Genomic DNA, 13,677 nt, shown 5'->3' with positions numbered 1-13,677 from the left:
TCAGCCGCAGCGGACGACGGTCTCGGCCTCGCACACGTCGTCGCCGCCGCCTCCACCGTCGGCCCGGTCGGTGCCGGGGCCGCCGATCAGCACGTCGTCCGTGCGGCTGCCGGTGAGGACGTCGTCCCCGCCCTCGCCGTCGGCGCGGTGGCTCTTGACGTCGCACCTGACGTCCTCACCGGTGAGCTCGCCGTAGACCAGGACGTCGTCGGCGCCACCGCCGCCGCGCACCGTGAGGTCGCAGCCGTAGGCCGCGAGCGCCTCGGGCTCGTCGGAGCCCTGGACGGTCACCGTCTCGCCGCGGCCGCTGAGCGACTCGAACCCGGCGATCGCGACGTGGTCGGGGTCGCCCGGGGTCGTCGAGGCGGTGCCACCCGGGGCGTCGATGGCGACGACGCTGTCGTCGTACTTGCCGCCGAGCGCCATCGCGTCGTCGCCCGGCCCGCCGTCGAGACGACTGGCCGCCCCGGAGAGTCGCGCGCCCTCGACCGCGTCGTCCCCGTCGCCGAGGCGCACGTCGAGGCTGCGGGCGCTGTTGACGTCGAGCGTCTCGTCGGCGGCGGTGCCGGTGAAGCGGAGGTCGACGTCGGTCGGCGTCTGCACGCGATAGGTCTCCAAGCCCGACAGCCGCAGCGTGGTCGCACCGCCGGAGACGACCCGCCCGCGTGACGCGTCGAGGTGCAGCTCGGCGACGACCGGGCCCACGACGTCGACCTGGTCGACGCCCCCGCTCCCGGCGATCACTCCGGTGCCGACCGTGGGGTCGGAGCGCAGCCGCAGCAGGTCGTTCCCGGCACCCAGGTCGATCCGGTCGAGGAGTCCGCGAGGTCCACCCGCGACCACCGCGTCGTCACCCGCGCCGGTGCGGATGTCGTCGGGCGCCGCGTCGGCACCCGGTCCTTGGTCCGAGATCTGCTCCTCGCCACCCGAGACGCGGTCGGGGCCGTCGCCGCCTCGATAGGTGTCGGACCCGCTGCCGAGGTGGGCGACGACGACGGCCTCGCCGTCGACCTGCACGACGACCCGGTCGGCGCCCGCGCCGGCGGAGACTCTCACCCGCTCGCCGCGCGACCCGGTGACGCAGATGCGGTCGTTGCCGCCCTGCGCCCGCACCCGGCCGGCGCCGTTGGTCACGAGCACGTCGGCCCGCTCGGTGCCGACGAGCGTGGTGCCGGGCCGGCCCACCTTCGTGACCGGCTGCCCCTGGCACAGGCGGGGCGCTGCACCGGCCGGCGCGGCCGGCAGCGCGGCGAGGCAGGCCGCGACGAGGGCGGCGCAGGCGAGGGTCCTACCGAGCGCGCGGTGCGTCACAGGTGACTCCTCGGGGTCTGGGGTCTGGGGTCTGGGGTCGTGGCCGGGGCACCGTCGACTACCGCTCGCACGATCGCCTCACCTCGGCCCGGCACTCGTCGTAGCCGCCGCGGCCATCGGCCACGTCGCGCCCTCCGCCGCCGACGAGGAGGTCGGGCTTCGCGGTGCCGAGCATCACGTCGTCCCCCGCGTTGCCGTAGACGAGGTAGTCCTCCGGGTAGCAGCCCCAGGCGTCGACCACCGGACCCTGCACGAGCTCGAGGTCGTCGTCCCCGCCGCCGCCGCGCAGCGTCACCTCGCAGCCGAAGGCGGACAGGTCGTCGTCGGCGTCGGTGCCGGTGATGTCGAGGCGCGGCGCGTCGCCGCGGTAGGTCTCGAACCCCGAGAAGTCGACGCGCACCCCGGTGGGGCTCGTGGCAAGGCCCTCAAGGGCGTCGATCGCGAGCGGGACCTCGGTGTCGGGGTCGTAGCCGTCCGACATCGAGAGCCGGTCACGACCCGGTCCGCCGGCCACCTCGAACGGGCTCGCCTCGTATGGCAGGGCCAGACTGAGGGAGTCGGCACCGGCACCCAGGCGGGTGGAGACCCGTCCGAAGACCCCGACGGCGTCGTCACCCGGTGTGCCGATCACCGTGGTGGTCCCCTCGCGGCTGCCGGTCGAGACCGTCTCGACGTCGTCCAGGCGGAGGGCGCGACCCGCCGAGGTCACTGTCCCCGCGGGCAGGTCGACGGTGACGTCGCCGTCGGCCGTGGCGACCTGCACCGAGTCCCGGTCGGGTCCGCCGGCGACCCGTCCCGAGCCGGCGACCGACACCCGGTCGTCACCGGGCCCGGTGCTGATGTCGTCGTCCTCGCCGGGCTCGCCGCTGAGCACCTCGTCGTCCCCGGAACCGCCCCGGAACAGGTCGGCGCCCTCCCCGAGCTCGACGAGCATGTCGGCCCCGGCCCGCGACTGCACGACGACCCGGTCGTCGCCCGGGCCGGCGTCGATCGTGATGTCGCCGGTACGCGGGCCGGTGACGCACAACAGGTCGGCACCCGCGCGACCCCGGATGTCCCGCGCACCGTTGGTGAGGATGACGTCGTCACCGCCGGTGCCGTCGAGCGCTCGGTCGGGCGTTCCCACGATCGTCACGGGCTGCCCGAGGCAGAGCCGCTCCACGGCCGGGACCGGTGTCGCCAGCGTCGGCGCGCCGGGGACGACGGCGAGCAGGGTGGCGACCAGGGCGGTCGTGACCAAGGCGATCGGTGTGCGCATCTCGTGCCTCTCCCTCAGCCGCAGCGCACGACGGTCTCGGCGTCGCACACGTCGTCCCCGCCACCGCCGTCGGCGCGGTCGGTGCCCGGGCCACCGACCAGGACGTCGTCCACGCGGCTGCCGACGAGCCTGTCGGCGCCGCCCTCCCCGTCGCCCAGCGTGGTTCGCGCGTCGCAGCGCAGCTCGTCGTAGCCGAACTCGGCGTCCACGTCGACCAGGTCGGCGCCAGCGCCGCCGCGCACCGTCAGGTCGCAGCCGAGGGCCGCGAGCATCTCCGGCGCGTCGGAGCCCTGGACGGCCACCGTCTCGCCGCGTCCGGTGAGCGACTCGAAGCCGGCGACGGCGATGTGGTCGGGGTCGCCCGCGGTGGTCGAGGCGGTGCCGCGCGCCGCGTCGATGGTGACGGTGCTGTCGTCGTAGCGGCCGCCGAGCTGCATCGCGTCGACACCGGGTCCGCCGTTCAGCCGGCTGGCCGCCCCGGAGAGCCGGTCGACCTCGACGGCGTCGTCCCCGCGTCCGAGCCGCGCGTCGAGGCTGCCGACGGTGTTGACGTCGAGCGTCTCGTCGGTGCGCGTGCCGGTGAAGCGGACGGCGGCAGCGGTCGGCGTGCGCAGCTGGAAGTCCTCGAGGCTCAGGAGCCAGAGGACGTCGGTGTCACCGCTGGTCGCCCGGTCCTGCGGCAGGTCGAGGTGGAGGTCGGCGGCGATCGGGCCGAGCACCCTCAGCTCGTCGCGGCCGAGGCCGGCGGCGATGTAGCCCTCACCGCGCGTGGGGTCGGCCCGCAGCGCGACCAGGTCGTCGCCCGAGCCGAGGTCGAGCCGGTCGAGCATCCCGCGGGAACCGCCCACGGTGACCGTGTCGTCGCCGCCGCGGGTCTCGATGTAGTCCCGCTGGTCGTCGGTGCCCACGCCCTGGACGGCGTCCTCGACGTCGCCGCCGTAGACCCGGTCGACGCCGTCGTGGCCGCGGTAGAGGTCGCCGCCCGTGCCGAGGAAGGCGGTGACGTGCGCCTCGCCGTCGACCTGCACGGCGACGCGGTCGGACCCCGCTCCCGCGAGCACCCGGACGCGTCGGCCGCTCGTCCTCGTGACGCAGATGCGGTCGCCGCCGCCGAGCGCCCGCACCCGGGCGGCGCCGTTGGTGACGAGCACGTCGGGCCGCTCGGTGCCGACGAGCGTGGTGCCGGGCCGGCCCACCTTCGTGACCGGCTGCCCCTGGCACAGGCGGGGCTGGGCGCCGGCCGGCGCGGCCGGCAGCGCGGCGAGGGCCGAGGCCACCAGGGCGGCGGCGAGCGGGGCGGCGAGCCGACGGCTCATACGGGCCTCCTGGGAGTGAGGAGGTGTGATCGTATGTCGCCGTGAGCGCGCAGGACGCCGATCCGCCGCGCCGGGTGCGGGTCACCGGGCCCGACCGGCGGGCGCGGCCCCGGCCGCGCACGGGTGACATCGACGAGCAGACCTCGCTGGGCGGGGTCTACCTCGACTCGCTGCTGCGCGAGCAGCTGCTGCTGGCGGGGCGGGTGCTCGTCGTCCTCGCGCTGACGGTGGGGAGCCTGCCGCTGGTCTTCCACCTCGCGCCCGGCCTCGACGAGACGCGGGTGCTGGGGCTGCCGCTGGTGTGGCTGGTGCTCGGCGTCCTGGTGTACCCGTGGCTGGTGTTCCTCGGCTGGCGCTACGTGCGGCGCGCGGAGCGGAACGAGCGTGACTTCGCCGAGCTCGTGGAGGAACGAGAGCGGTGATCTCGTGAGCTCGGCGCCGGGGCTCGTCGCCGTCGTCGCGGTGACGCTCGCGACGCTCGCGATCGGCACGTGGGGGCTGCGGTTCTCGCGCACCACCAGCGACTTCTTCGTCGCCTCGCGCACGGTGCGGCCGGGCCTGAACGCGAGTGCGATCGGCGGGGAGTACCTGTCGGCGGCGTCGTTCCTCGGTGTTGCCGGGCTGCTGCTGACCTTCGGCGCCGAGATGCTCTGGTACCCGATCGGCTGGACGGCGGGCTACCTCGTGCTGCTCGTGCTGGTGGCCGCGCCGCTGCGCCGCAGCGGCGCCTACACGCTGCCCGACTTCGCCGAGGCGCGGCTCGAGTCGCGCACCGTGCGGCACGTCTGCAGCGTGTTCGTGGTGGCGGTCGCGTGGCTCTACCTGCTGCCGCAGTTCGAGGGCGCCGGCCTCACGCTCGCCGCCGCGCTCGACGCGCCGCGGTGGGTCGGCCCGCTCGTCGTGGGCCTCGTCGTGCTGGTCAACGTCGGCTCGGGTGGCATGCGCAGCATCACGTTCGTGCAGGCCTTCCAGTACTGGCTCAAGCTCACCGCGATGCTCGTGCCGGCGGCGGTGCTGCTCGTGGTGTGGGCCGGGGACGACGTGCGCGGGCCCAGCGCGACCGGCGGCGGCTGGTCGGTGCCACTGGGTGACGGGGGGCTGACCGGGCTCTACACGACGTACTCGCTGGTGCTGGCGACGTTCCTCGGCACGATGGGGCTGCCGCACGTGGTGGTGCGCTTCTACACCAACCCCGACGGCCGCGCCGCCCGCCGGACGACGCTCGCCGTGCTCGCCCTGCTCGGCGCGTTCTACGTGCTCCCGCCGGTCTACGCCGCGCTTGGCCGGGCCTACGGCGCCGACCCCGCCCAGGCCGACGGGCTGGTGCTCGAGCTGCCGCGACTGATCCTCGGCGGGCTCGGGGGCGACGTCCTCACCGGGCTCGTCACGGCCGGGGCGTTCGCGGCGTTCCTGTCGACGTCGTCCGGGCTGGCCGTCGCGGTGGCGGGCGTCGTCACTCAGGACGTCACGTCGCGTCGGCTGCCCGACGTGACGGCGTTCCGCGTAGCGGCCGTCGTCGCGGTCGGCGTCCCGCTGGCGGCCGCGCTGGCGCTGCCCGACTTCGGCGTCGCCCGCGCCGTCGGCCTCGCCTTCGCGGTCGCCGCCTCGACCTTCTGCCCGCTGCTCCTGCTCGGCATCTGGTGGCGCGGCCTGACCCCCGCAGGCGCGATCGCCGGCCTCGTCGTAGGCGGCGCCGGCTCCCTCGGCGCCGTCGCCTGGACCCTCGCCCACGACGCCGGCACCGGCTGGCTCGACACCGTCGTCGCCCAGCCCGCCGCCTGGTCGGTGCCCCTCGCCTTCGCCACCATGGTCGGCGTCTCGCGCGCCACCCCCGGCACGACGCCCGCCCACGCCCGCCGGTTCATGGTGCGCCTCCACACCCCCGAGGTCGTCGAGCTCGACCGGGGGTGAGGACGCCCCCTCAGCCCAGCTGCTTGCCGTAGTGCGGCAGCCGGAACGCCCGCTCGTAGGCGGCGCGGCCGCGGTTCAGCTCGAAGTCGGTGGGACGGTTGCCGAGGTTGGCGACGATCGTGAAGCCGGCATCGTGCAGGCGGGCGCGGCAGGTGGCCTTGCTGCGGGCGAGGCCCTTGCGCGGGCGCATGCAGATGCGGTCGACGTCGTAGCCGGCGCGGGCGAGCTCGGCGTGGGTCTCGGCGCGGCGGTCGGGGCGCCGGGCGGTGTTGACGTAGACCAGCATCCCGAGGTCGCGGGCGTGGCGCACGAAGGACCGCACGGCGCGGATCGGCCGGCCCTCGGCGTAGTGGGTGGCGAGCATCGTGTTGTCGATGTCGAGGTTGATCGCGAGCCGGGCGCCGCGCGGGGCGCGCTCGGCGCGGCGGGTCAGGTAGGCGCGGCCGCCGTCCATCACCTCGTGCACGGCGGCCCGCCACTGCGACTCGGGCGGCAGCGGCCGTGGGGCCGGCGCGACCGCGGTGGCGGTGGGCGCGAGCAGGAGCAGCGCGACGAGGGCGGCGACGACGACGGCGAGGCGGCGAGGCATGGACCGAGGGTAGGGACCCCGTCCGACGCGTGGGTGGAGTCGAGGCGTGCGGCGGGTGGCCCTTCGACGAGCTCGGGGTCCGTGTGGGGGCATCTGCGTCGAAGGGCCGGGGGCCTCGAGGCGTGCGGCCCTTCGACAGGCTCAGGATCCGTGCCCTTCGACGAGCTCAGGGTCCGTGTGGGGGCGTCTGCGTCGGAGGGTCGGGACTCAGACGAGGGAGAGGGCGGTGGCGCGCTCGACGACGAGGTCGACCACGCGGTCGTGGACGCCGAGCACGTCGGCGACCACGACGCCGTCCGGCACCTCGCGGCGCACCCGGTCGTGGAAGAAGCCGGGCGAGAGCAGGTAGGGCGAGACGGCGTCGTCGGGGCGGACGACGTCGCCCGGGCGCGGGCCGTTGCCCGACAGGGTGGCGAGCTCGACGGCGCCGTCCCAGGCCCGGGCCAGCAGCGCGACGGCGCCGAGCTGGTCACCGGTGGCGGCCTCGTCGGACGAGCCGGCGGCCACCAGCACCACGCGCTGCCCGGGCCGGGCGCCGGCCTCGCGCAGCCGCGCGACCTGGGCCGCGGCGAGCAGCGGGTCGGGCCCGAGGGCCGGCCCGAGCGAGACCGGCACCGAGGCCTGCGCCACCGCCTCGGGCAGGTCGGTGGTCATGTGGAAGCCGGTCGAGAGCAGCAGCGGGACGGCGACCACCGGGCCGTCGTCGGGCTCGAGCCCGGCCACCACGTCGGCGAACAGCGGCTCGGCCAGCTCGACGAACGTCGAGACCGCGCGGACGCCGAGACGCGCGCCCGCGGCCTCGGTGAGTCGGCGGGCGACGTCGTTGCCGGGCGCCTGGCGTGTGCCGTGGGCGACCGTGACGAGAGTGGCCACCCGGCCAGGGTGTCACGCCTCGGACGCCGCGCGGCATCGTGACCGCTCGTCGTCGGTTTCCGACCGCTCGTCGCACCGCCGTCCCCGCCCGTCGCACGACGGCGTCGCCCACCTGCCGCGCGCGGGGCGCCGTCCCTAACGTGACCGCCGTCACTCCCAGCGAGCGGAAGGCGGCGGCGCGATGGCGCAGACCGGCGAACCGGAAGACGTGGCCGCGCGCCACGACCCCCTCTACGAGCGGATGAGCGAGTCGGCGGACTTCGTCGAGCTGCGACGACGACACCGTCGCTTCGTGCTGCCCGCCACGATCGCGTTCCTCACCTGGTACCTGCTGTTCGTGGTCATGTCGAACTGGGCCTCGGGCTTCATGAAGACCCAGGTGGTCGGCAACCTCAACGTCGCGCTGGTCTTCGGGCTGCTGCAGTTCGTGACCACGTTCCTCATCGCCTACCTCTACAGCGGCTACTCGATCAAGCGCCTCGATCCGCTGGCCGGCCAGCTCAACGACGAGTACGAGAAGGAGCGCCGGGCGTGAACGACACCGTGCTGACCGTCATCCTGTTCACCATCGTCGTCGGCATCACCGTCGCCGTCACGGTGCGCGCCAGCCGGACGACGTCCGGCACCGGCGACTACTTCGCCGGCGGCCGCTCGTTCTCGGGCGTGCAGAACGGCCTGGCCATCGGCGGCGACTACATGTCGGCCGCCTCGTTCCTCGGCATCTCCGGCGCCATCGCGCTCTACGGCTACGACGGCTTCCTCTACTCCATCGGGTTCCTGGTGGCGTGGCTCGTCGCGCTGCTGCTGGTGGCCGAGATGCTGCGCAACTCGGGCAAGTTCACGATGGCCGACCAGCTCGCCTACCGCATGAAGCAGCGGCCGGTGCGCACCGCGGCCGCGACCTCGACCGTGGTCGTCTCGATCTTCTACCTGCTGGCGCAGATGGTCGGCGCCGGCCTGCTCGTGCGGCTGCTGCTCGACATCGACGCCGACAACACCCTGGGCGTCAGCGCGGTGATCGCGGCCGTCGGTGCGCTGATGGTCTTCTACGTGACCGTCGGCGGCATGAAGGGCACGACGTACGTGCAGATCGTCAAGGCCGTGCTGCTGATGACCGGCTCGGCGCTGATCGTGGTGCTGGTGCTGGTGAAGTTCAACTTCAACATCAGCGACATGCTCGGCACCGCGCAGAGCAACTCGGGCAAGCCGCTGCTCGACCCGGGCCTGCAGTACGGCAAGACGTTCACCAGCAAGCTGGACTTCCTCAGCCTCGGGCTCGCGCTGGTGCTCGGCACGGCCGGCCTGCCGCACATCCTGGTGCGCTTCTACACCGTCCCGACGGCGCGCGACGCCCGCAAGTCGGTGCTCTGGGCCATCGGGATCATCGGCGTGTTCTACCTCTTCACGCTGGTGCTCGGCTTCGGCGCCGCGGCGCTGCTCAACACCGGACCCGACTCCGGGGTCGCCACCAGCAAGGGCAACCTGGCCTCGCCGCTGCTGGCCGAGGAGGTCGGCGGCGGCGCCGGCTCCACCGGCGGCGCGATCCTGCTGGCGCTGATCTCGGCCGTCGCGTTCGCCACGATCCTGGCCGTGGTCGCCGGACTGGTGCTGACGTCGTCCACCTCGGTGGCGCACGACATCTACAACAGCGTGCTGCGCAAGGGGACGGCGACCGAGCGCGAGGAGATCCGGATGACGCGGTTCGCCGCCGCCGGCATCGGCATCGTGGCCATCGCGCTCGCCATCCCGGCCCGCAACCTCAACATCGCCTTCCTGGTGGCGCTGGCGTTCGCGGTGGCGGCCTCGGCGAACCTGCCGTCGCTCGTCTACAACCTGTTCTGGCGACGGTTCAACACCCGCGGCGCGGTGTGGAGCATCTACGGCGGCCTGACCTCGGCGCTGGTGCTGGTCTTCTTCAGCCCGGTCGTCTCGGGCAAGACCGGCGTGGACGCCGAGGGCAACACCATCACCGCGGCGCTGTTCCCGCTCGGGGTCGACTTCCACTGGTTCCCGCTCGAGAACCCCGGCCTGGTCTCGATCCCCCTCGGGTTCTTCCTGGGCTGGCTCGGCACCGTGACCAGCAAGGAGCAGTCGGCCGAGGACCGCTACACCGAGCTCGAGGTCCGCGCCCTCACCGGTGCCGGCTCCGAGAAGGCCTCCGGGCACTGACACCACGCTGACCCGTCAGACATGTCTGACGGGTCAGCGTCAGGTTCGTCGACCCGTCAGACATGTCTGACGGGTCGGCAACGGATGGGCAACCCGGACAGACCTAATGTGACGAGCAGCACCGCCCCCAGCGACCAGGAGAGAACGTGACCGACCAGACCCTGTCGAACCTGCTCAAGGAGGACCGGCGGTTCGAGCCGCCGGCCGACCTCGCGGCGAACGCCAACCTGCAGGAGGAGGCGTACGAGCGGGCGCGCACCGACCGTGACGCGTTCTGGGCCGAGCAGGCCGACCGGCTGAGCTGGGAGACGCGCTGGGACCAGGTGCTCGACTGGAGCAACCCGCCGTTCGCGAAGTGGTTCGTCGGCGGCCGGCTCAACGCGGCCTACAACTGCGTCGACCGGCACGTCGAGGAGGGTCGCGGCGACAAGGTGGCGTTCCACTTCGTCGGCGAGCCGGTCGACGACGAGCGCACGATCACCTACGCCGAGCTGAAGGACCTCGTCTGCCAGGCCGCCAACGCGCTGGTCGACCTCGGCGTGCAGACCGGCGACCGGGTCGCCATCTACATGCCCATGATCCCCGAGGCGATCGTGGCGATGCTGGCCTGCGCCCGCCTCGGCGCCCCGCACACCGTGGTCTTCGGCGGGTTCTCCTCCGACGCCCTCGCCACCCGCCTGGTCGACTGCGGGGCCAAGGTCGTCGTCACCGCCGACGGCGGCTACCGCCGGGGGGCGCCGTCCGCCCTCAAGCCCGCCGTCGACGAGGCCCGCGCCAAGGCCAAGGACGACGGCTTCGAGGTCGAGAAGGTGCTCGTCGTGCGTCGCACCGGCCAGGAGGTCGAGGCGTGGGACGACGACGTCGACGTCTGGTGGCACGACTCGGTCGAGCAGGCCTCGACCGAGCACACCCCCGAGGCCTTCGACGCCGAGCACCCGCTCTACGTCATGTACACCTCCGGCACCACCGGCAAGCCCAAGGGCATCCTGCACACCACCGGCGGCTACCTCACCGGCGCGTCGTACACCCACTGGGCCGTCTTCGACCTCAAGGACGACGACGTCTACTGGTGCACCGCCGACATCGGCTGGGTCACCGGGCACTCCTACATCGTCTACGGCCCGCTCGCGAACGGCGCGACGCAGGTGCTCTACGAGGGCACGCCCGACTCCCCCGAGCGCGGGCGCTGGTGGCAGATCATCGCCGAGAAGAAGGTGACGCTCTTCTACACCGCGCCCACCGCCATCCGCTCGTTCATGAAGCAGGGCCGCGAGATCCCCGACCGGCACGACATGGGCAGCCTGCGGATCCTCGGCTCGGTCGGCGAGCCGATCAACCCCGAGGCCTACGTCTGGTACCGCCACGTCATCGGCGGCGACCGCACCCCCGTCGTCGACACCTGGTGGCAGACCGAGACCGGCGCCATCATGATCAGCCCGCTGCCCGGGGTCACCCACGGCAAGCCCGGCTCGGCGATGATCCCGATCCCCGGCGTGGCGGCCGACGTCGTCACCGACGAGGGCGAGTCGGTGCCCGACGGCTCGGGCGGCTACCTCGTGCTCACCGAGCCGTGGCCCTCGATGCTGCGCACCATCTGGGGCGACGACGAGCGGTTCAAGGACACCTACTGGAGCAAGTACGCCAAGCAGGGCTGGTACTTCGCCGGCGACGGCGCCAAGAAGGACGACGACGGCGACCTCTGGGTGCTCGGCCGCGTGGACGACGTCATGAACGTCTCGGGCCACCGCCTCTCGACCACCGAGATCGAGTCGTCGCTGGTCTCGCACCCGAAGGTGGCCGAGGCGGCCGTCGTGGGGGCGAAGGACGAGGACACCGGCCAGGCCGTGTGCGCCTTCGTCATCCTGCGCGAGGAGGCCGGCGACGGCGGCGCCGACATCGTGGAGGAGCTGCGCAACCACGTGCGCAAGCAGATCGGCCCGATCGCCAAGCCGCGCCAGATCATGGTCGTGGCCGAGCTGCCGAAGACGCGGTCGGGCAAGATCATGCGCCGCCTGCTCAAGGACGTCGCCGAGAACCGCGAGGTCGGCGACGTCACCACCCTCGCCGACTCCTCCGTCATGGACCTGATCTCGAAGGGCATGGACTCCGGCAAGGAGGACTGAGCCGGGCCCCCGGGGTCTCGAGGCTCGTCGCCAGGGCTCCTCGCACCTCGACCATCGTGGAACCGCCCTGACGGTGGTCGAGGTGCGAGGCCGGCCACGGCCGAGCCTCGAGACCCCGCAACGACCACGCGAACGCACCCACGAACCCTGAGCTCGTCGAAGGGCCCCCGCGCCGACGTCCCCGTGCAGGGCCGGTGGTCTCGAGGCTCGTCGCCAGGGCTCCTCACACCTCGACCATCGTGGAATCGCCCTGACGGTGGTCGAGGTGCGAGGCCGGCCACGGCCGAGCCTCGAGACCCCGCAACGACCACGCGAACGCACCCACGAACCCTGAGCTCGTCGAAGGGCCCCCGCGCCGACGTCCGCGTGCAGGGCCGGTGGTCTCGAGGCTCGTCGCCAGGGCTGCTCGCACCTCGACCATCGTGAGGCGGCCCCGCGGACTCCGCGCGTCTAGGAGCGGGTGGCGGCGATCAGCTGCGGCATCGCCCAGCGCAGCGGGTTGTTGAAGAAGTTCCAGTTGTGGATGCCGCCCTCCATGACGCGGGCGCTGTACGGCACGCGAGCGGCGGTGAGGGCGGCGAGGAAGGTGCGGTGCTGCTCCCACACGCGGCGCTCGGTCTCGCCGCTGTGGATGTCGGTCGTGGTGCCCGGGTAGCCGGTGCCGGAGGTGATCAGCACCTTGTTCAAGCCGCGCAGCTTCGGCGCCAGCCAGGTGGGGTTGTGGTCGTTCCACACGTCGCGGTCGAGCACCGGGTCACCCCAGATGCGGCGCAGGTAGGGCTTGGGGAGGTCGAGGGCGTCGTTGAGCCGTTCGTCGATGCCGGCGACCGACAGCGCGGTCGTGTCGACCAGGCCGGAGATGCTCAGCACGGCCTTGAACATCCCCGGGTGGTGGGCGGCGTAGGTGAACACGCCGAGGCCGCCCATCGAGGCCCCGACCATCGCCCGCGCGCCGCGGATGGTGCGGAAGTGGCGGTCGATCCAGGGCACGACGGTGCCGGTGTGCCAGGTCTCCCACTGGAAGCTGCCGTCGTGCCAGTCGCTCATCATCCCGGCGCGGCTGTCGTAGCCGCCCGAGGGCATCACGAAGATCGCGTCCCACTGCCGCGACATCTGCAGCAGCTCGGTCTTGAACGTCCACGCGGCGTAGTCGCTGCGGGCGCCGTTCCAGAAGTAGACGACCGGGTAGCGCTTGTTGCGGTTGGCCCGGTCGCCGTAGCCCACCGGCAGGATGACGCGGGTGCGGTTGCTGATGATGCGGACGCCGGTCGGCACCGGCGGGCGCACGTCGCGGCACCGCACGGCCGGGCAGTCGTCGGCGCCGGTCTGCTGCGGGGCGTGCGAGCGGTAGATCGCGCCGGAGTCGCGGGAGGGGATCGTCATCAGCCGGGCGTAGGCCGCGGCCGCCCCGACGGGGTCGGTGCCGGCGTCGCTCTGGACGATCGTGACCGGGCCCTCGCGGCTGCCTGCCGTCGCGCTGGGCGCGAGGGAGGTCAGCGCCGCGGCGAGGGCGACGAGGGCGGCGACGGTGGCGGCGAACCGGTGGGGGCGGTGTCGGATCACAAGGGCACAACGATAGGACGAGACGGGCGTCACGCACAGCCCTTCGGCAGCAGGTCGTCCCACCGGAGGAACAGGCCCGGGGGCGCCAGACAGTAAGGTCGGCCACGCCGCTCGCCCGCAGCGTGCCAGCACCCCCGAGCCCACCGAGGACACCATGGCCACCCAGACGCCCGCGCCCGACGAGCCGACGATCGGCCGGCTGGTCCACGACGCCAGCCAGGACATCTCGCTGCTGCTGCGCAAGGAGATCCAGCTGGCGAAGTCCGAGGTGAAGCTGAGCGTGAAGTTCGGCGCCCTCGGCATCGCGTTCTTCGCCGCAGCCGCGTTCGTCGCCGTCCTCGCGATCATCATGCTCTCGGTCGCGATCGCCTACCTGATCCACTGGAACGGCAGCGGCCTCGACCTGCACTGGGCCTTCCTGATCGTCTTCGTGCTCTACCTCGCGATCGCCGGCCTGCTCGCCTTCCTCGGCGTCAAGAAGGTCAAGAAGGTGGGCCCGCCCGAGAAGGCCATCGGCCAGGGCAAGGAGATCCCGAAGGCGCTCAAGGGCAAGTCGTAGCCCTC

Annotated in this window: 12 protein-coding genes; 6 read left to right on the top strand and 6 right to left on the bottom strand. The window is 73.2% G+C overall.

Translation table 11 applies throughout. The annotated features are described in order from the left end of the window. The 3 genes from ABEA04_RS01820 to ABEA04_RS01810 are packed head-to-tail and all read right to left on the bottom strand — an operon-like array spanning nucleotide 1 to nucleotide 3,885. Nucleotides 1-1,311, bottom strand: coding sequence for a hypothetical protein (locus tag ABEA04_RS01820; protein ID WP_345453891.1), 1,311 nt, complete (start codon nucleotides 1,309-1,311; stop codon nucleotides 1-3). Between the two features lie 58 nt (nucleotides 1,312-1,369). Then, on the bottom strand, nucleotides 1,370-2,569 hold the full coding sequence (locus ABEA04_RS01815) for a hypothetical protein (protein WP_345453888.1): 1,200 nt from the start codon (nucleotides 2,567-2,569) through the stop codon (nucleotides 1,370-1,372). Nucleotides 2,570-2,583: 14 nt separating this feature from the next. Further along, nucleotides 2,584-3,885, bottom strand: a complete 1,302-nt coding sequence (locus ABEA04_RS01810; RefSeq protein WP_345453885.1) for a hypothetical protein — start codon at nucleotides 3,883-3,885, stop codon at nucleotides 2,584-2,586. Between the two features lie 41 nt (nucleotides 3,886-3,926). Here ABEA04_RS01810 and ABEA04_RS01805 point away from each other — a divergent pair, with 41 nt between their 5' ends. Further along, the gene (locus ABEA04_RS01805) at nucleotides 3,927-4,307 is read left to right on the top strand and encodes a hypothetical protein (protein WP_345453883.1); all 381 of its coding nucleotides are present in this window, start codon (nucleotides 3,927-3,929) and stop codon (nucleotides 4,305-4,307) included. A gap of 4 nt (nucleotides 4,308-4,311) precedes the next feature. Next, nucleotides 4,312-5,796 carry a sodium/solute symporter gene (locus ABEA04_RS01800; protein ID WP_345453881.1) on the top strand — a complete coding sequence of 495 codons (1,485 nt, stop codon included), beginning with the start codon at nucleotides 4,312-4,314 and terminating at the stop codon, nucleotides 5,794-5,796. A gap of 10 nt (nucleotides 5,797-5,806) precedes the next feature. On the opposite strand, the gene ABEA04_RS01795 is transcribed toward ABEA04_RS01800, so the two are convergent. Next, on the bottom strand, nucleotides 5,807-6,385 hold the full coding sequence (locus tag ABEA04_RS01795; RefSeq protein WP_345453879.1) for an HAD family acid phosphatase: 579 nt from the start codon (nucleotides 6,383-6,385) through the stop codon (nucleotides 5,807-5,809). A gap of 207 nt (nucleotides 6,386-6,592) precedes the next feature. Then, nucleotides 6,593-7,258 carry a sirohydrochlorin chelatase gene (locus tag ABEA04_RS01790; RefSeq protein ID WP_345453876.1) on the bottom strand — a complete coding sequence of 222 codons (666 nt, stop codon included), beginning with the start codon at nucleotides 7,256-7,258 and terminating at the stop codon, nucleotides 6,593-6,595. 181 nt (nucleotides 7,259-7,439) lie between these two features. On the opposite strand from ABEA04_RS01790, the gene ABEA04_RS01785 reads away from it, so the two are divergent. From ABEA04_RS01785 to acs, 3 genes are all read left to right on the top strand, one after another. After that, nucleotides 7,440-7,793, top strand: coding sequence for a DUF485 domain-containing protein (locus tag ABEA04_RS01785; protein WP_345453874.1), 354 nt, complete (start codon nucleotides 7,440-7,442; stop codon nucleotides 7,791-7,793). Beyond that, nucleotides 7,790-9,427, top strand: a complete 1,638-nt coding sequence (locus ABEA04_RS01780; RefSeq protein WP_345453871.1) for a solute symporter family protein — start codon at nucleotides 7,790-7,792, stop codon at nucleotides 9,425-9,427. Before ABEA04_RS01785 ends, ABEA04_RS01780 begins: the two co-directional genes overlap by 4 nt. 146 nt (nucleotides 9,428-9,573) lie before the next feature. Continuing rightward, the gene (acs, locus tag ABEA04_RS01775) at nucleotides 9,574-11,550 is read left to right on the top strand and encodes an acetate--CoA ligase (RefSeq protein ID WP_345453869.1); all 1,977 of its coding nucleotides are present in this window, start codon (nucleotides 9,574-9,576) and stop codon (nucleotides 11,548-11,550) included. Nucleotides 11,551-12,000: 450 nt separating this feature from the next. Here acs and ABEA04_RS01770 read toward each other — a convergent pair whose 3' ends face one another. Beyond that, nucleotides 12,001-13,113 carry an alpha/beta hydrolase gene (locus tag ABEA04_RS01770; protein ID WP_345453867.1) on the bottom strand — a complete coding sequence of 371 codons (1,113 nt, stop codon included), beginning with the start codon at nucleotides 13,111-13,113 and terminating at the stop codon, nucleotides 12,001-12,003. A gap of 154 nt (nucleotides 13,114-13,267) precedes the next feature. On the opposite strand from ABEA04_RS01770, the gene ABEA04_RS01765 reads away from it, so the two are divergent. Continuing rightward, on the top strand, nucleotides 13,268-13,672 hold the full coding sequence (locus ABEA04_RS01765; protein ID WP_345453865.1) for a phage holin family protein: 405 nt from the start codon (nucleotides 13,268-13,270) through the stop codon (nucleotides 13,670-13,672). Nucleotides 13,673-13,677 lie beyond the last annotated feature (5 nt).

The sequence above is a fragment of the Nocardioides marinquilinus genome, from assembly GCF_039543705.1.
In the GTDB taxonomy this organism is placed as follows: domain Bacteria; phylum Actinomycetota; class Actinomycetes; order Propionibacteriales; family Nocardioidaceae; genus Nocardioides; species Nocardioides marinquilinus.
Note: the sequence above shows the minus strand (reverse complement) of the source record. Positions and strands in the feature narration are given on the sequence as shown.

Excerpts from the sequence above, each read along its gene's own strand:
- ABEA04_RS01815 (WP_345453888.1), bottom strand. The coding sequence starts at position 2,569 with ATGCGCACACCGATCGCCTTGGTCACGACCGCCCTGGTCGCCACCCTG.
- ABEA04_RS01810 (WP_345453885.1), bottom strand. The coding sequence starts at position 3,885 with ATGAGCCGTCGGCTCGCCGCCCCGCTCGCCGCCGCCCTGGTGGCCTCG.
- ABEA04_RS01795 (WP_345453879.1), bottom strand. The coding sequence starts at position 6,385 with ATGCCTCGCCGCCTCGCCGTCGTCGTCGCCGCCCTCGTCGCGCTGCTC.
- ABEA04_RS01785 (WP_345453874.1), top strand. The coding sequence starts at position 7,440 with ATGGCGCAGACCGGCGAACCGGAAGACGTGGCCGCGCGCCACGACCCC.
- ABEA04_RS01765 (WP_345453865.1), top strand. The coding sequence starts at position 13,268 with ATGGCCACCCAGACGCCCGCGCCCGACGAGCCGACGATCGGCCGGCTG.